This window comes from Rathayibacter sp. AY1H3 (assembly GCF_002932015.1).
The window spans coordinates 15,948-32,124 of the sequence record NZ_PSUU01000016.1; the positions used below are offsets into that span (position 1 = coordinate 15,948).

The window sequence follows — 16,177 nt, forward strand, 5'->3', positions numbered from 1 at the left end:
AAGGGGGTGGACAAGGTCACGCCCATACCCTGTCGCGGCGTTCTCCTCCGCCCGCCGTCATTTAGCCGTCAGATGGCGGATTTCTACGTGAGAACGCACTCAGGGCGGCATCCCCGTTCGGGGGACGGTGGTCGCTGATCATTCTCAATGCTCTCGACTCGATAACGAGCCCGATAAGCCCGGCGAATTCCAATTCATCGAGCCGGGATCGAGAGTCCGGGCGTGTCGTCGGCCGATACGGACGCTCCGCCCGGCCTCACCTCGCGCAGCCAGTTCTCGAGAAGGCGCCGCCCGCCCTCGGTGAGGACCGACTCCGGATGGAACTGCACGCCCACGAGCGGTGCACTCCGGTGCCGGACGGCCATGACCACTCCCTCCGGTGTCCGCGCCGTCACCCGCAGCTCCTCGGGAAGGCTCTCACCGTCGACCGCGAGCGAGTGGTACCGCATCGCGGCGAATCCGGAGGGCAGGCCGTCGAAGAGCGGATCTCCGTCGTGAAGGACCGCGGACGTCCGGCCGTGCAGCAGCTCCGGCGCCTCCGTGACGCGGGCGCCGAGAGCATGGGCGAGCACCTGGTGGCCGAGGCAGACTCCGAGCAGCGGCCGCCCGGTCGCCTCCGCCCGCTGCACGAGCGCCGTCGACGCGGGGACGTCCTCAGGACGGCCCGGCCCGGGAGAGACCAGGACCCCGTCCGCCTCCTCCGCGCGAGCCAGGAGCGCCGTGGTCCCGAGGTCGTCGCCCTCGACCACGTCGACCTCGGCACCGAGCTCGCGGAGGTACGAGACGAGCGTGAAGACGAAGCTGTCGTGGTGGTCGACGACCAGGATCCGCGGGGCCGCGCCGGCGGTCACGAGCCGACGGTCACGTTCCGGTCGAGCACGAGCGACTGCACCCAGGGGAACACCCACTCGTCGAGCGCCACCAGGACCGCCGCGACGAGGACGAGGACGATCAGGAGGCGGACCCACCACGGCCCGGGAAGGAGCCGCCACAGCGCTGCGTACACGGTCAGCCCTCCTCAGCCAGCGAGGCGGCGATCTCGGCGGGGGCCCCCGCGGACCGCGGCTGGAACGAGTCGAAGACGCCGTACGCGATGATCCGCTCGGCCGTCGAGTAGAGCGGGTTGCAGCTCGTCAGCGTGATCAGGCGGTCGGTCGGAGCCGCGTCCGGAGTCCACGGGACCGGGTCGATCACCTGGACGTCGGAGGGCTGGACGTACTCGAGGTTGCGGAAGCGGTAGGTGTACCAGCCGTCCGCCGTCTCGATGTAGATCGGGTCGCCGAGCTGGAGCTCGTCGATCAGGTGCATGCCTCCGCCGTACGCGCTGCGGTGCGCGGCGAGCGCGAAGTTGCCGGCCTGGCCGGGCATCTGCGTCCCGGGGTAGTGGCCGATGCTCCCCTCGTCGAGCACGTTCTCGGCGTCGATGCCCTCGGCGATCGTGCGCACCCACCCCTCGCCGTAGCGGGGGATGTAGAGGTTGCCGAAGGAGGTGTCGAGGGCGGCGACCGACGCGACGACCGGCTCCGCCGGGGCGGCCTCGGTCGGCTGCGGGGCCGGAGAGGAGTCGCCCCAGGTCTCGCGGAGCTCCGCCGCCTGCGTCGTCTGCCGGCCCGCGATCACCGCGTCGTTCCACCAGAGCTGCCAGGCCAGGAAGAGCAGGACCAGGACGCCGGCGGTCATCAGGAGCTCGCCGACGACTCCGAAGAACGAGAGTCGTCGGACCGGGCGGGCCCTCCGTCGCTTCGCTCGCGGCCGCAGAGCCGCCCCGTCGGGGTTCTGGGCGGTCATGCGACGAGTCTAGGCGCGAGCCGTGACCGGCTGTGGCGCATGATCCGGACCTGTGGAGAGCCCTCCCGAGTCGCCGCCTGAGGAGGGCCGATGGGACCACTCGAGCGCCTGCACCGGCCGCTCCGCGAGTCCGCACAGCACCCGCGCAGCCCCAGTGCTCCCGGCCCGGAGCCTCCGCCAGGTACAGTGGTCGGCATGGCACGAGCGACGAAGAGCCCGAAGCCCGAGCGCGACGAGGCCCGGACCGGCGAGAACGCACCGAATCCGGTCTGGTTCAAGCCGGTGATGTTCGGCTTCATGCTGCTCGGACTCGCCTGGATCATCGTCTTCTACGTGAGCCAGGGCACCCTGCCGATCCCCGATCTCGGCAACCTCAACATCCTGATCGGCTTCGGCATCGCGTTCATCGGCTTCCTGATGACGACGCGCTGGCGCTGAGCCTCCCCCAGTCGTGAACGACGCCCCGTCCGGTCCGCCGACGGGGCGTTCGTCGTCGGTGGAGCGTCTGCGCACCGCCGGCTGCGTCTTCGCCGAGGAGGAGGCGGGCCTGCTCGAGGAGGCCGCCGACTCCTCCTCCGACCTCGAGCTGCTGCTCCGGCGCCGCGAGACGGGCGAGCCCCTCGAGCAGATTCTCGGCTGGGTCGCCTTCCGCGGCCTGCGCGTCCCCGTCGCACCCGGCGTCTTCGTGCCCCGCATGCGCACCGAATGGCTGGTCGACTGCGCCCTGGAGATCCTCCCGGACGGCGCCGTGGTGCTCGACCTCTGCTGCGGATCCGGCGCCCTCGCCCGGTCGATCTCCGAGGAGCGGCCGGACGTCCGCCTGCTCGCGGCCGACCTCTCCCCCGCCGCCGTCGCCTGCGCGCGCCGCACGCTCGCAGGCCGCGGCGACGTCCACGAGGGCGACCTCTTCGACGCGCTCCCCGGGAGCGAGCGCGGGCGGATCGACGTCGTCGTCGTCAACGCCCCCTACGTCCCCACCGCCGCGATCGCGCTCATGCCGCCGGAGGCCCGGGTGCACGAGCCGATGCTCACGCTCGACGGCGGGTCGGACGGGCTCGCCCTGCACCGCCGCATCGCTCAGGAGGCGGGAGCGTGGCTCGCACCCCACGGCGTCGTCGTGATCGAGGTCGGCGCGGATCAGGCCGCGGCGAGTGCCTCGGCGTTCCAGGCGGCCGGGTTCGCCACCTCGCTGCACCGCGACGACGACCGTGAGGCGACGGCCCTGGTGGCCGTCCGCCGGAGAACTACACCGCTGTAATTATCCCCAGCTGTGGAATCTCCTGTGGAGAACTCCGCGGTCCCCGCCGCGCTGGCCTGCTCGAGGTGAGGAGGGCCCGGATCCGCACCAGTCCGCCGGTCCTCGGACGCGCCGCCGTCCCCGGATCGTCCTCCCGAGGAGGACACCCGGGACGTTCTCCCCAGTGTTAACAACTCTGTGGATAACTTCCTCCCCACCTGTTGAGAGCACCTGTGGACAGCGGTGGAGACGGTCGCCACGGGAACGACGAAGCGGCGGGCCCGGGAGTGCGCGAGGCACTGCCGGACCCGCCGCTGCGGGAGGGGGAGGGATCAGCCGAGGACGTAGGCGCCGGCGGTGATCGCGACCAGTCCGACTCCGATGAGCCCGACGAGGAGGTTCTGCGTGCGCCGCTGGGCGCGCTGCCGGGTCTTCGTGAAGACCAGCCCGATGAGCGCGCCGGCCACCAGACCGCCGACGTGCGCCTGCCACGCCACGTTCATCCCGGGCAGGAAGCCGATGACGAGGTTCAGTCCGACCAGCACCAGCAGCTGCGACGCCTGACCGCCCAGATGCCGGAGGATCACCAGGTACGCGCCCATCAGCCCGAAGATCGCACCGGAGGCGCCGATCACCGGGGTCAGCGGGTTCGCGAGGAGCAGGACGCCCACCGACCCGGCGAAACCGCTCAGGAGGAAGAGGGTGAGGTACCGCCCGCGGCCCAGCATCCGCTCGAGCACCATGCCGAACACCCACAGCGTGTACATGTTCAGCACCAGGTGGAACGGGATGACGATGAAGAGCGACGTGCTGTGGAGGAACACCGAGGTGAGCATCCGCCACGGCTCGAAGCCGGCGCCGAAGCCGGGGAGCGTGTAGGCGGGGGCGTACAGGAGCGCGTTGACCGCCGGCCCGCCGACGAAGGGGAGGATCTCGACGATCCACAGCACGATGCAGAGCGCGATGATCGCGTAGGTCACCGTCGGCTGGTCGGCACGGGTCATGGCCCGCACGCGGGAGAGGAGGGGACCGCGGGTGCGCGGCGCGGTGGCGCGCTGCTGCGCCATGTCGTCCGGGCAGATCACTCCGACCGGAGCGGGAGTCTGGCACTCGCCGCAGATGGTGCGGCCGCACCGCTGGCAGCGCACGAAGCTCTGCCGGTCGGGGTGTCGGTAGCAGGAGTAGGTGCTGCTCGGCGGGACCTGGGTCACGGACGTGCCTCCGGGGAGAACGAGGGCCGGGCCCTGACGGACCCGGCCCTCGAATGAGTGGTGGATGAGGCGATCAGACCTCGGTGATCTCGACGCTCTCGATCACGACGTCCTCGAGCGGCTTGTCACGGCCGTCGGTGGGAACAGCCGAGAGCGACTGCACGAGCTTCTTCGACTCCTCGTCGGCGACGGCGCCGAAGATGGTGTGCTTGCCCTGGAGCCAGGTGGTCGGCGCCACGGTGATGAAGAACTGCGAGCCGTTGGTGCCGCGGCCCGCCTGCTTGCCGGCGTTCGCCATCGCGAGGATGTAGGGCTGGGTGAAGTCGAGCTCCGAGTTGATCTCGTCGTCGAACTGGTACCCCGGGCCGCCGATGCCCTGACCGAGCGGGTCGCCGCCCTGGAGCATGAAGTCGGGGATGATGCGGTGGAAGACGGTGCCGTTGTAGAGCGGCTCCTTCGTCTTCGCACCCGTGGCGGGGTGGGTCCACTCGATGTCGCCGGTCGCGAGACCGACGAAGTTGCGGACCGTCTTGGGAGCGTGGTTCCCGTAGAGGTTGACGACGATGTCGCCCTTGTTGGTGTGGAACGTCGCGACTGCGGTGTGCAAAGGCATGCTCGGATTCTCGCACAGCGCGTCTGTAGGCCCCTGCAACGCCCGGTGTCAATGCGCTGGGTGCGCGATGCGGACGCCGATCGATGAGTGGCAGTATTGAGGCGTTCGCTGCTCGTAGCCGATGGAGGACCAACATGGGTCTGTCACGTAAGCACAAGAAGGACCTCAAGCGTCTTCGCAAGAACGCCGAGGCGGTCTGGGGCGAGCAGCAGGAGGTGCTGGCGCACGCGGCCTCCGTGCTCGAGAAGAGCCGCCGCCACGCGTCGAAGTACGCCAAGAAGGAGCTCGTCCCCTTCGTCAAGGACACGTATGACTCGCGCGTCAAGCCGGTCTACGACAACGGCGTCTCGGCCGTCGAGGGCACGTACTCCTCGGCCCGCAACGCCTACAAGCACAAGGTCGTCCCGACCTTCGCCGCTGTGGGCGGCACGGCCGCCGCCGCCTTCGAGGCCGCCAAGGACTCGAAGAACCGCGCGAAGCTCGCCGAGATCTCGAAGGCGCGCTGGGAGGAGCTCACCACTCCCCCGAAGAAGAAGAGCAAGGCCGGGACGGTCTTCGCGATCGGCGCCGCGCTGGTCGCCGTCGGCGGCATCGGCTACGCCGTCTGGCAGACGTTCCGCGCCGACGACGAGCTGTGGGTCGCCGAGGACGAGCCGCAGAGCGCCGCGCAGAACGCGGCCTCGACCGCTTCCTGACGTTCTCGTCGCTGGAGCCGGGCCCCTAAAGGGGTCCGGCTCCTTTGCATGCCCGGGTTAGGCTTCTGCGGTGGACATCCGGGTCGCCGCGTACGGCGTGATCATCGACGGTGAGCGGATGCTGCTCGCGCACTGGAGCCAGGGCCCCTGGTCGGCCTGGACGCTTCCGGGCGGCGGGATCGACGAGGGCGAGTCGCCCGCCGACGCCGCGGTCCGCGAGATCTTCGAGGAGACGGGCTACCGTGCCGAGCTCGAGGCCCTCATCGGCGTGGACTCGCACGTGATCCCCGCGCACCGCCGCAGCGACCCCGAGGCCGGCCCCCTGCACGCCATCCGCGTCGTGTACCGCGCCCGCATCGTGGGCGGGGAGCTCACGCACGAGGTGGACGGCTCCACGGACGCCGCCGCCTGGTTCCCCCTGAGCGACGTCGAGGAGCTGGAGCGCGTCGAGCTCGTCGACGCGGCCCTCACCATGAACGAGGCCTGGCTCCTCCGCTGACGGTGCCCGGGAATCCCCGGCCGCGCCCCGGCGTTCCCTTCGTCGTGATCGTCGAGCTCTACACCTCCGCCTTCTGCGGCGCCTGCCATGCCGCGCGCTCGGTGCTGGAGCGCGCCGCGGAGCTCGTCCCCGCCGCCGAGATCCGCGAGCGCGACGTGGCCTTCCACCCCGTCGAGGCCGAGGCCGCCGGCATCCGCTCGACCCCCACGGTCGTCGTGCGGGACACGGCCGGAGAGGTGGTCTTCCGAGCGGAGGGCGCTCCCTCCCTTCCGCAGGCTCTCGCCGCTCTGGCCCTCGCCCTGCCCGCGTAGGGTGGCCGCGGGAGGACCCATGCACCGTCGCGCCGCGCTCGCGAGCACCGTCGTTCTGCTCGGCAACCTCGCGCTCTCGGGGTGCGCCTCCGAGGAGCCGGTGACCACGGCCGCGGTCGGGCTCGGACGGAGCGGCGAGCGAGGCGAGGTCCTCGGGGTCGTCGTCGTGTGCTCGGGGTCCGTCGACGGCCTCGACCTCGCCGCCTCCGACTCCGCCCCCCTGACCATCGGCGACGGGCTGCGGAGGGTCACCCGCTGGGTCTCCCCGTCCCCGGTCACGCAGCTGGGCGCGACCGACCTCTCCGGATCCACGGTCTGGCCGGCCGACACGGTGATCGAGCGGTTCCCGCTCGGCGTCGACCTCGCGCTGGGCGCCTACGCGACCGACCGCTCCGTGCTCGCCCGCCCGGTCGTCTTCACGGCCGAGCAGTTCGACACGCTCTCCGTCGGTGAGATCATCGTCGGCGACATCCGCGACGGCACGTCCGAGACCCTCTCGGTCCAGCAGTTCCTCGGCCTCGCCTGCGTGGACCGCTGAGCGGGCGACTCGGCCGTCCGAGTGGCGACCTCGATCGCGGGGACTGCACGGTCGGCGACAGGAGAGGCCGCCGAAGACCTCGACACGGTGACCCCGCGACGGCGGAGGACCCGGAGTGCCGTGGGCCGGTGGACCAGAAGGGCCGACGAAGGGGGAGCACCCGCGAGCGGGGAGGAAGTGTGGAGCCTAGGAGATTCGAACTCCTGACATCCTGCTTGCAAAGCAGGCGCTCTACCAACTGAGCTAAGGCCCCGGGCCGGAGACGGGGCGATCCGTCTCCGAGAGTCGAACGGCCCGCCACCGCGAGGTGACGGGCCGTTCGGACCGGGTGGGGGTACCAGGACTTGAACCTGGGACCTCTTCATTATCAGTGAAGCGCTCTAACCGCCTGAGCTATACCCCCGGAATGGCCAGAGGAGACTCTACCCGACATCGAGCAGGAATCCCAATCGGCCGGACCGTGCGCCCTACTGGTTGGTGAAGCCCACCAGGAGGCCGCCGGTGATCTTGACGCTGAGGTTGTACAGCAGCGCCACGATCGCGCCGAGCGCGGTGGTGACGATGGTGTTCAGCACCGCGACGACGATCGCGAAGCCCATGACCTGCGGCAGCGAGATGATCGTGTTGAGGTCGAACGCCTCGGCGCCGGCGATGTCCTGCACGAGGCCGTTGACCTCGTCGAACACTCCCGTCTGGGCCAGGACCGTGTAGACCAGGTAGACGACGACGATCGTGATGATCGCGAGCGTCAGGCCCAGCAGGAACGAGAGCTTCACGGCCGACCAGAAGTCGACGTAGACCAGCTTCAGGCGGACCTGCTTCGCCGCCGGGCTCTTCGCGGACTTCCTGGCGAGCTTCTCGGCGACGGTGCTACTCATCTACGGACCCATCCTCCTCCGACACCGGGGCGGACTCGGCCGGCGCCGCGGCGTCGGGATCCTCGTCCTGGGCGTCGAGATTGCGTTCGGTGTTCTTGGCGAGTGCGATGATGCGGTCGTCCTCAGCGAATCGTGCGAAGACGACTCCCATGGTGTCGCGACCCTTGGCCGGTACCTCGGCCACCGCAGAGCGTACCACCTTGCCGCTGGCGAGCACGACGAGCACCTCGTCGTCCTCTCCGGTGATGATGGCGCCCACGAGGTCGCCGCGCTTCTCCTCCAGCTTGGCCACCTTGATGCCCAGCCCGCCGCGTCCCTGGAGGCGGTACTGGTCGACCGCGGTGCGCTTGGCGTAGCCGCCCTCGGTGACCACGAACACGAAGCCCTCGTCACTGACGACGTTGGCGTCGAGGAGGCGGTCCTCTCCGCGGAACGACATGCCGCGGACTCCGGAGGTGGAGCGGCCCATCGGACGCAGCGCCTCGTCGGACGCGGTGAAGCGGATCGACATGCCCTTGCGGGAGACCAGCAGCACGTCGCTGTCCTCCTCGACCAGGAGCGCCGAGACGAGCTCGTCGCCGTCGCGCAGCTTGATCGCGATGATGCCGCCGGAGCGGTTCGTGTCGTACTCCGAGAGGGCCGTCTTCTTCACGAGGCCGTCGCGCGTGGCGAGCACGAGGTAGCGGGCCGCCTCGTAGTCGCGGATGTCGAGGATCTGCGCGATCTGCTCCCCCGGCTCGAGCGCGAGCAGGTTCGCGATGTGCTGGCCCTTGGCGTCGCGGCCGGCCTCCTGCAGCTCGTAGGTCTTGGCGCGGTACACGCGGCCGGTGTTCGTGAAGAACAGGAGCCAGTGGTGCGTAGTGGTGACGAAGAAGTGCTCGACGATGTCGTCGGCCTTCAGCTGCGCGCCGCGCACGCCGCGGCCGCCGCGGTGCTGCGCCCGGTAGGAGTCGCTCCGGGTGCGCTTGAGGTAGCCGCCGCGGGTGACGGTGACGACCATCTCCTCCTCGGGGATCAGGTCCTCGACGCTCATGTCACCGTCGAACCCGAAGAGGATCTCGGTGCGGCGGTCGTCGCCGAAGCGGTCGACGATCTCGTCGAGCTCGTCCGAGATGATCGTGCGCTGGCGCTCCGGGCTCGCGAGGATCGACTTGTAGTCCTCGATCTCGGCCTGGATCCGGTCGTGCTCGTCGATGATCTTCTGGCGCTCGAGGGCCGCGAGGCGGCGCAGCTGCATGTCGAGGATGGCGCGGGACTGCACCTCGTCGATGTCGAGCAGCTCCATCAGGCCGTCGCGCGCCTCCTCCACGGTGGGGGAGCGGCGGATGAGGGCGATGACCTCGTCGAGCGCATCGAGCGCCTTGAGGTAGCCGCGCAGGATGTGGATCCGCGCCTCCGCCTCGTCGAGGAGGTACTGGGTGCGGCGCACGATGACCTCGACCTGGTGGTCGACCCACGCGCGGATGAAGCCGTCGAGCGAGAGCGTGCGCGGGATGCCGTCGACGATCGCGAGCATGTTCGCGCCGAAGTTCTCCTGCAGCGGCGTGTGCTTGTAGAGGTTGTTCAGCACCACCTTCGCCACGGCGTCGCGCTTGAGGACGACGACGAGGCGCTGGCCGGTGCGACCGGAGGTCTCGTCGCGGATGTCGGCGATGCCCGAGACGCGCCCGTCCTTGACCAGCTCGGCGATCTTGATCGCCAGGTTGTCCGGGTTCACCTGGTACGGCAGCTCGGTGACGACGAGGCAGGTGCGGCCCTGGATCTCCTCGATGGAGACGACGGCGCGCATCGTGATCGAGCCGCGGCCGGTGCGGTACGCGTCCTGGATGCCGCGGACGCCGAGGATCTGCGCACCGGTGGGGAAGTCGGGTCCCTTGATCCGCTGCAGCAGCGCCTCGAGGAGCTCCTCGCGCGTCGCGTCGGGGTTCTCGAGCGCCCACTTGGCGCCGGCGGCGACCTCGCGCAGGTTGTGCGGCGGGATGTTGGTCGCCATGCCGACCGCGATGCCGACGGAGCCGTTGACGAGCAGGTTCGGGAACCGGGCCGGCAGGATCGCCGGCTCGCGCGTGCGGCCGTCGTAGTTGTCCTGGAAGTCGACGGTGTTCTTGTCGATGTCGCGGACCATCTCGAGCGCGAGCGGCGCCATCTTGGTCTCGGTGTACCGGGGGGCGGCGGCGCCGTCGTTGCCGGGGGAGCCGAAGTTGCCCTGCCCGAGCGCGAGCGGGTAGCGGAGGCTCCACGGCTGCACCAGGCGGACCAGCGCGTCGTAGATCGCGGAGTCGCCGTGCGGGTGGAACTGGCCCATCACGTCGCCGACGACGCGCGAGCACTTCGAGAACGCCTTGTCGGGACGGTAGCCGCCGTCGTACATGGCGTAGATCACGCGGCGGTGCACGGGCTTCAGGCCGTCGCGCACCTCCGGCAGGGCTCGCCCGACGATGACGCTCATCGCGTAGTCGAGGTAGGAGCGCTGCATCTCGAGCTGCAGGTCGACCGGCTCGATCTTGTCGTGACCGTGGATCACCACACCGGTCTCGGTGACGATGTCGTCGCTCTCGTCCGGGCCGGTGGGGGTGGTGGGTTCTTCTGCCATGGTCTCTGGTCTCTCAGGTGGGTCCGTGCCCCGGAGGAGCGGGGGCGGCGGTCGCGCTGGGTGTCAGGTGTGTCGTCGGTGTGCGGGCCGGTGAGGGCCTCTGTCGCGTTCTGGTCGAGGATGCGGCCCATCGAGGGCCGCCGTCACGTGTTCGAGGTGGTCGCGAGGGCGGTCCACTGGACCGCCCGGCTGCCGCCTCTCGAAGGACGTCCGTTTCCTCGACAGCTAGATGTCGAGGAAGCGCACGTCCTTCGCATTCTTCTGGATGAAGGAGCGGCGGGACTCGACGTCCTCTCCCATGAGGGTGGAGAAGATCTCGTCGGCCGCGGCCGCGTCGTCGAGCGTGACCTGGAGGAGGGTCCGCGTGGCGGGGTCCATCGTGGTCTCCCACAGCTCCTTGTAGTCCATCTCGCCGAGGCCCTTGTAGCGCTGGATGCCGTTCTCCTTGGGCATGCGCTTGTTGGTCGCCGAGCCGTGCGCGATCAGGGCGTCGCGCTCGCGGTCGCTGTAGACGTACTCGTGCGGGGAGTTCGACCACTTGAGGCGGTACAGCGGCGGCTGCGCGAGGTACACGTAGCCGAGGTCGATCAGCGGGCGCATGTAGCGGAAGAGGAGCGTCAGCAGCAGCGTCGTGATGTGCTGGCCGTCGACGTCGGCGTCGGCCATCAGGATGATCTTGTGGTACCGCGCCTTGTCGGGGTTGAAGTCCTCGCCGATGCCGGCGCCGAACGCCGTGATCATCGCCTGGACCTCGTTGTTGCCGAGAGCACGGTCGAGCCGCGCCTTCTCGACGTTGAGGATCTTGCCGCGGAGGGGGAGGATCGCCTGCGTCTCGGGATTGCGGCCCTGCACCGCGGATCCTCCCGCCGAGTCGCCCTCGACGATGAAGATCTCGGAGATCGACGGGTCCTTGGACTGGCAGTCCTTGAGCTTGCCCGGCATGCCGCCGCCCTCGAGCAGGCCCTTGCGGCGGGCGGTCTCGCGCGCCTTGCGCGCCGCCATGCGGGCCGAGGCCGCCTGGATCGCCTTGCGGATGATGTCCTTGGCCTGGCTCGGGTTGCGGTCGAACCAGTCGGCCAGCTGCTCGCCGGCCACGCGCTGCACGAACGCCTTCGCCTCGGTGTTGCCGAGCTTCGTCTTGGTCTGGCCCTCGAACTGCGGCTCGCCGAGCTTGATCGACACGACGGCGGTGAGGCCCTCGCGGATGTCGTCGCCCGAGAGGTTCTCGTCCTTCTCCTTGAGCAGGTTGTTCGCGCGCGCGTAGCGGTTGACCAGAGTGGTCAGCGCGGCGCGGAAGCCCTCCTCGTGGGTGCCGCCCTCGTGGGTGTTGATGGTGTTCGCGTAGGTGTGGACGCTCTCGGTGTAGGCCGTGGTCCACTGCATGGCGACCTCGAGCGAGATGCGGCGCTCGGTGTCCTCGGACTCGAAATCGATGATCTCGGAGTGCACGAGGTCCGACTTCTTCAGCGAGTTGATGTACTCGACGTAGTCGACGAGGCCCTTCTCGTAGTGGAAGACGTCGGTCCGGTCGCCCTCGGTCTCGTTCTCGCCCTCCCCCTCGAACTCGACCTCGTTCTGGTCGGTCAGCGCGATGCGCAGGCCCTTGTTGAGGAACGCCATCTGCTGGAAGCGCGCGCGCAGGGTCTCGTAGTCGAACTCGACCGTCTCGAAGATGCCGGCGTTGGGCCAGAAGGTGATCGTCGTGCCGGTCTCGTCGCTGGCCTCGCCCTTCTCGAGCGGGGCGTCCGGCACTCCGTCGGTGAAGCTCATCCGGTACACGGCGCCCTGGCGCTTGACCTCGACGTCGAGGCGCGTCGAGAGCGCGTTGACCACGGAGGAGCCGACGCCGTGCAGGCCGCCGGAGACCGCGTAGCCGCCTCCGCCGAACTTGCCGCCGGCGTGGAGCACGGTGAGGACCAGCTCGACCGTGGAGATGCCCTCGGTCGGGTGCATGTCGACCGGGATGCCGCGGCCGTTGTCGGAGACGGTGACGCCTCCGTCGGCGCGCATCAGGATCTCGATGTTGTCGCAGTAGCCCGCGAGCGCCTCGTCGACGGCGTTGTCGACGATCTCGTAGACCAGGTGGTGCAGACCGCGCGGACCCGTGGATCCGATGTACATGCCGGGGCGCTTGCGGACCGCCTCGAGGCCCTCGAGGACCTGGATCTGGTTCGCGCCGTAGTCGCCGGACGACTTGGTCGACATGCTCTCGTGCGGAGCGGAGGGGGCTGCTGAGCCGTTCGCGTCCAGGTCGTTCGCTGCGGGTGACGTGGAGTCGTTCGGCTCGTGAGTCATAGCTGTGGAGTTCTCCTCTGACGGTCCGTCGCGACGCGCACGGTGATCTGGAGATCGCCCGCGCGGCGGCGTCACTGCGGTTCGGCGGCCCTCCATTCTACCGCGTGCCGGGTCGATCCGAAGCGCTGGACGGCGATCTGAGGCGCGAAAGATCGGCGGTCGACCGAAAATGCGTCCTCAGCCGTAGGTGTCGCGCGGACCACGCCCTGGAATCGACCTGGGACCCTTTTTCCAGTTCGGGACGTCCGGGCCCTGGAAACGGATCGACGCGATGCCCGCGTCGGGGAAGTTCACGGCGATGTGGTTCATGATCTCGATCCGCATCAGCCGGAGCTGCGTCGACCACGCCGTGGACTCGCACGCGACCGTCAGCACGCCGTCGACGACGCCCACCGGAGTCGAGTGCTTCGCGGTCTCCTCGCCGGCGATCGCCGTCCACGACGACATCAGGTCGCCCTGCGCCAGCGGCGCCGTCCAACCGAGCTTCACCGTGAGGGAGTCGAGGACGTCGCCGAGGTCGTGCGGGTCGCGGCCCTTGCCGAACGGGATCGCGTCGCCCTTGGGCTCGGCGCGCTCGACGGTCTTCCGGATGCGGCGCGGGCCGTCGGCGCCGAACACCTCCTTGAGGTGGCGGTAGACCCGGGCGGCCTCGGAGTCGGGTGCAGGGGCTCCGCGGCGGGGGGAGTCAGCCATCGGCCGGCTCCGACGGGGCGGGGGCGGGCGGCTCCGGGGACGCGGGATCCGTGGACGCCGGCGCTGGGGACGCGGGCTCCGAGGAGGAGGCCGCGGCGGAGGAGACGACACCAGGAGAAGGGGAGTCGGACGAGACCGGATCGGGAGAGGAGGAGCGGGAGGACTCGGGATCGGGAAGAGGGGAGTCGGAGGACACCGGATCGGACGAGGCGGAGTCGGGTGCGGTCGGCTCCGGCACGGCGATCGGCGCGGCGGCGGCGCCCGTGCCGACGATCCGGCCGGCCTCGATCCGCACGGTGTGCGCGGCCAGCGCCTCCGGGACGTCGTCGAAGACGGCCGCGGTGATCAGGACCTGCTCGTAGTCGGCGACCACCGAGGCGAGGCGCTCGCGCCGGCGCGCGTCCAGCTCGGCGAAGACGTCGTCGAGCATCAGCACCGGATCGCCCATGGGGGAGTCGCGCCGGAGCAGCTCCGCAGCGCCCAGCTTCAGCGCCAGGGCGAACGACCAGCTCTCGCCGTGGCTGGCGTAGCCCTTGGCCGGCAGCGCGTTCAGCTCGAACTGCACGTCGTCGCGGTGCGGGCCGACGAGGGAGACGCCCCGGTCGAGCTCGCGGCGGCGCACCCCGGCCAGGGCGGACGCGAATGCCTCCGCCAGTCCCTCGCCCGCCGCCGGTGACGCGGCGCCCGGCTGCTCCACGGGCTCGCCGTCGTCGTCGACCGCGCCCTCGATGCTCAGGCGGGAGCGGAGCACCGGACGCTGGTCGGCACCGGCGACCGCCTCGTACGCGGCGCGCACGGGTCCGCTCAGCTCCTCCACCAGGGTGAGGCGCGACTGCATGATCTCGGTCCCGAGCGCGATCAGGCGCTCGTCCCAGATGTCGAGGGTGCCGAGCTTCGACGGGTCGCGGACGCCGCTCGCGCGCGCCGACTTGAGCAGCGAGTTGCGCTGGCGCAGCACCCGCTCGTAGTCGGCCTGGACGGCGCTCATCCGCGGGGAGCGGAGGATCACCAGCTGGTCGAGGAAGCGGCGGCGGGCCGACGGGTCGCCGCGGATGAGGAGGAGGTCCTCCGGGGCGAAGAGGACGCTGGAGAAGAAGCGGGGGAGCTCGCGCGGCTTGATCCCGCCGCGGTTGATCTGCGCGCGGTTGGGGGAGGAGCGGTTGATCTGCACCTCGGCCAGCAGGTCGCGCTCGCCGTTGCGGAGGCGGGCGCGCACCACGGCGCTGTCCCGGCCGGCGCGGATGAGCGCCTGGTCGCTCGACACGCGGTGCGAGCCCAGGGTGGAGAGGTAGCCGAGCGATTCGACGAGGTTCGTCTTGCCCTGGCCGTTGCGGCCGACGAAGAGGTTCGGTCCGGGCACGAGCTCGACGTCGACCGACTCGTAGTTCCGGAAGTCGCTGAGCGCCAGCTGCGTCACCTGCACGTCGCGCTCCTCTCCTCCACCCGTCGTCGCGGGCCTTCCCTGCACCCCTGCGGGCTCCTCGCCCGTCCCGATCGGCCGATCCACCCGCTCCGGCGCCTGCGGTCCGCTCTCCCCCTGCCGGCCTGGCCTGCGCCCCCGGTCTCGACACACCCCTGCGGGCTACTCGACCGACACGGCGGCGGAACCGTCCGGGACGCGGATCCCGATACGCCCCTCCGGGGCCACTACTCGCTCACCATGATCGGCCGAGCCCCGTCCCCGCCCGTGAAGGCGGCCGCAGGCTCGCCGCCCGACGTCGGTAGCAAGGTGGAGGCGGCCGGAGGCCCGCCGCCCCCGTGAGAGCATCCCTGCCTCACGGGGGCGGAGGGCCGCAGTCCGCCGTCCGTCACCGGCCCTGCGGAACGCGCCCCCCTCCGGAAGCCGACCGCCGTGAGGACTGCCGGAGGCAGTCCTCACCAGCCGACTCAGTCGACGGCCTTGACGGAGTGCCCGCCGAACTGGTTGCGGAGCGCTGCGACGGCCTTCATCGCGGGGGAGTCCTCCTGGCGGGAGACGAAGCGGGCGAAGATCGAGGCGCTGATCGTGGGCACCGGGACGGCGTTGTTGATGGCCTCCTCGATGGTCCAGCGGCCCTCGCCCGAGTCCTGCACGTAGCCCTCGATGTTCTTGAAGTCCGGGTCCTGCTCGAGGGCGCGGACGAGGAGCTCGAGGAGCCAGGAGCGCACGACCGTGCCGCGCTGCCAGGCCTTGAAGGTGCCGGTGACGTCCTTGATGATGTCGCTGCGGGTCTCGAGCAGCTCGTAGCCCTCGGCGAACGCCTGCATCAGGGCGTACTCGATGCCGTTGTGGACCATCTTCGCGTAGTGGCCGGCGCCGACCTCGCCGACGTGGACGAAGCCCTCCTCGCGGGGGCCCTCGGGGCGCAGCGCATCGAAGACGGGCATGGCGTACTCGACGAGCTCCTTCGGGCCGCCGACCATCAGGCCGTAGCCGTTCTGGAGTCCCCAGACGCCGCCGGAGACGCCCGCGTCGATGTAGTGGATGCCCTTGGGCTTCAGCAGCGCGTCGTGCTTGAAGTCCTCGGTGAAGCGGGAGTTGCCGCCGTCGATGACGAGGTCGCCCTCGCTGAGCTTCTCCGACAGGTCCTTGACGACCGCGTCGGTGATCTCGCCGGCCGGCACCATCACCCAGACGATGCGGGGCGAGGGGAGTGCGGCGATCATCTCGTCGAGAGAGGCCGCGTCCGAGACGTCGGGATTGCGGTCGTAGCCGGTGACCTCGAGCCCCTTGGAGCGGAGGCGGGAGCGCATGTTGTCGCCCATCTTGCCGAGGCCGACGAGTCCGATGTGCATGGTGAACCTTCCTGGATTCGTTGTCCGGCGGGCGGGCGCTCGTCGGGAGCG

At 70.2% G+C, this 16,177-nt stretch carries 16 protein-coding genes, 2 tRNA genes and 1 pseudogene; 6 read left to right on the top strand and 13 right to left on the bottom strand.

Annotation, left to right across the window (positions count from 1 at the left end; all coding sequences use genetic code 11):
- Nucleotides 1-194: 194 nt before the first annotated feature.
- Genes C5C33_RS07925 through C5C33_RS07930 form a run of 3 tightly spaced genes read right to left on the bottom strand, consistent with a single transcriptional unit; the run spans nt 195 to nt 1,788 of the window.
- Nucleotides 195-851 carry an aminodeoxychorismate/anthranilate synthase component II gene (locus C5C33_RS07925; protein WP_104222665.1) on the bottom strand — a complete coding sequence of 219 codons (657 nt, stop codon included), beginning with the start codon at nt 849-851 and terminating at the stop codon, nt 195-197.
- Nucleotides 848-1,006: a hypothetical protein gene (locus C5C33_RS18465; RefSeq protein WP_167299010.1), complete on the bottom strand. Its 159-nt coding sequence runs from the start codon at nt 1,004-1,006 to the stop codon at nt 848-850. The genes C5C33_RS07925 and C5C33_RS18465 overlap by 4 nt, the downstream gene beginning before the upstream one ends.
- A 2-nt stretch (nt 1,007-1,008) precedes the next feature.
- The gene (locus C5C33_RS07930; protein ID WP_104260873.1) at nt 1,009-1,788 is read right to left on the bottom strand and encodes a class E sortase; all 780 of its coding nucleotides are present in this window, start codon (nt 1,786-1,788) and stop codon (nt 1,009-1,011) included.
- 195 nt (nt 1,789-1,983) lie between these two features.
- Here C5C33_RS07930 and C5C33_RS07935 point away from each other — a divergent pair, with 195 nt between their 5' ends.
- Nucleotides 1,984-2,226, top strand: coding sequence for a cell division protein CrgA (locus C5C33_RS07935; protein ID WP_104222667.1), 243 nt, complete (start codon nt 1,984-1,986; stop codon nt 2,224-2,226).
- A 13-nt stretch (nt 2,227-2,239) separates the two neighbouring features.
- Complete coding sequence (locus tag C5C33_RS07940; protein ID WP_219812629.1) at nt 2,240-3,046, top strand: putative protein N(5)-glutamine methyltransferase; 807 nt, start codon at nt 2,240-2,242, stop codon at nt 3,044-3,046.
- A gap of 311 nt (nt 3,047-3,357) precedes the next feature.
- Here the strand turns inward: C5C33_RS07940 and C5C33_RS07945 are convergent, their stop codons facing one another.
- Nucleotides 3,358-4,236 carry a rhomboid family intramembrane serine protease gene (locus C5C33_RS07945; RefSeq protein ID WP_104222668.1) on the bottom strand — a complete coding sequence of 293 codons (879 nt, stop codon included), beginning with the start codon at nt 4,234-4,236 and terminating at the stop codon, nt 3,358-3,360.
- 73 nt (nt 4,237-4,309) lie between these two features.
- Complete coding sequence (locus C5C33_RS07950) at nt 4,310-4,849, bottom strand: peptidylprolyl isomerase (RefSeq protein ID WP_104222669.1); 540 nt, start codon at nt 4,847-4,849, stop codon at nt 4,310-4,312.
- A 134-nt stretch (nt 4,850-4,983) separates the two neighbouring features.
- On the opposite strand from C5C33_RS07950, the gene C5C33_RS07955 reads away from it, so the two are divergent.
- The 4 genes from C5C33_RS07955 to C5C33_RS07970 all read left to right on the top strand — a co-directional run bounded on the left by C5C33_RS07955 (nt 4,984) and on the right by C5C33_RS07970 (nt 6,892).
- A complete protein-coding gene (locus tag C5C33_RS07955; protein WP_104260874.1) occupies nt 4,984-5,544 on the top strand; it encodes a hypothetical protein in 561 nt (186 codons plus the stop codon).
- A gap of 70 nt (nt 5,545-5,614) precedes the next feature.
- Nucleotides 5,615-6,043 carry an NUDIX hydrolase gene (locus C5C33_RS07960; RefSeq protein WP_104222671.1) on the top strand — a complete coding sequence of 143 codons (429 nt, stop codon included), beginning with the start codon at nt 5,615-5,617 and terminating at the stop codon, nt 6,041-6,043.
- A 44-nt stretch (nt 6,044-6,087) separates the two neighbouring features.
- Entirely contained in the window at nt 6,088-6,354 is a 267-nt protein-coding gene (locus C5C33_RS07965; protein WP_104222728.1) for a thioredoxin family protein, read from the top strand.
- 19 nt (nt 6,355-6,373) lie between these two features.
- Nucleotides 6,374-6,892, top strand: coding sequence for a hypothetical protein (locus C5C33_RS07970; RefSeq protein WP_104260875.1), 519 nt, complete (start codon nt 6,374-6,376; stop codon nt 6,890-6,892).
- A gap of 180 nt (nt 6,893-7,072) precedes the next feature.
- On the opposite strand, the gene C5C33_RS07975 is transcribed toward C5C33_RS07970, so the two are convergent.
- The 8 genes and pseudogenes from C5C33_RS07975 to gnd all read right to left on the bottom strand — a co-directional run bounded on the left by C5C33_RS07975 (nt 7,073) and on the right by gnd (nt 16,126).
- Nucleotides 7,073-7,145 (bottom strand) — tRNA-Ala (locus tag C5C33_RS07975).
- A gap of 76 nt (nt 7,146-7,221) precedes the next feature.
- Nucleotides 7,222-7,295: transfer RNA gene (locus tag C5C33_RS07980), tRNA-Ile, on the bottom strand.
- A gap of 64 nt (nt 7,296-7,359) precedes the next feature.
- On the bottom strand, nt 7,360-7,770 hold the full coding sequence (locus C5C33_RS07985; protein ID WP_104222673.1) for a DUF3566 domain-containing protein: 411 nt from the start codon (nt 7,768-7,770) through the stop codon (nt 7,360-7,362).
- Nucleotides 7,763-10,363 (bottom strand): DNA gyrase subunit A, encoded by a 2,601-nt coding sequence (gyrA, locus tag C5C33_RS07990; protein ID WP_104222674.1) that lies wholly within the window; start codon nt 10,361-10,363, stop codon nt 7,763-7,765. The genes C5C33_RS07985 and gyrA overlap by 8 nt, the downstream gene beginning before the upstream one ends.
- A gap of 225 nt (nt 10,364-10,588) precedes the next feature.
- Nucleotides 10,589-12,568 carry a DNA topoisomerase (ATP-hydrolyzing) subunit B gene (gene gyrB / locus C5C33_RS07995; protein ID WP_208543372.1) on the bottom strand — a complete coding sequence of 660 codons (1,980 nt, stop codon included), beginning with the start codon at nt 12,566-12,568 and terminating at the stop codon, nt 10,589-10,591.
- A 267-nt stretch (nt 12,569-12,835) separates the two neighbouring features.
- Entirely contained in the window at nt 12,836-13,351 is a 516-nt protein-coding gene (locus C5C33_RS08000; protein ID WP_104237766.1) for a DUF721 domain-containing protein, read from the bottom strand.
- 262 nt (nt 13,352-13,613) lie between these two features.
- Nucleotides 13,614-14,774, bottom strand: a pseudogene (gene recF, locus C5C33_RS08005) (DNA replication/repair protein RecF); the annotation flags it as partial.
- A gap of 464 nt (nt 14,775-15,238) precedes the next feature.
- The gene (gene gnd, locus C5C33_RS08010) at nt 15,239-16,126 is read right to left on the bottom strand and encodes a phosphogluconate dehydrogenase (NAD(+)-dependent, decarboxylating) (protein ID WP_104222677.1); all 888 of its coding nucleotides are present in this window, start codon (nt 16,124-16,126) and stop codon (nt 15,239-15,241) included.
- Nucleotides 16,127-16,177: the final 51 nt, after the last annotated feature.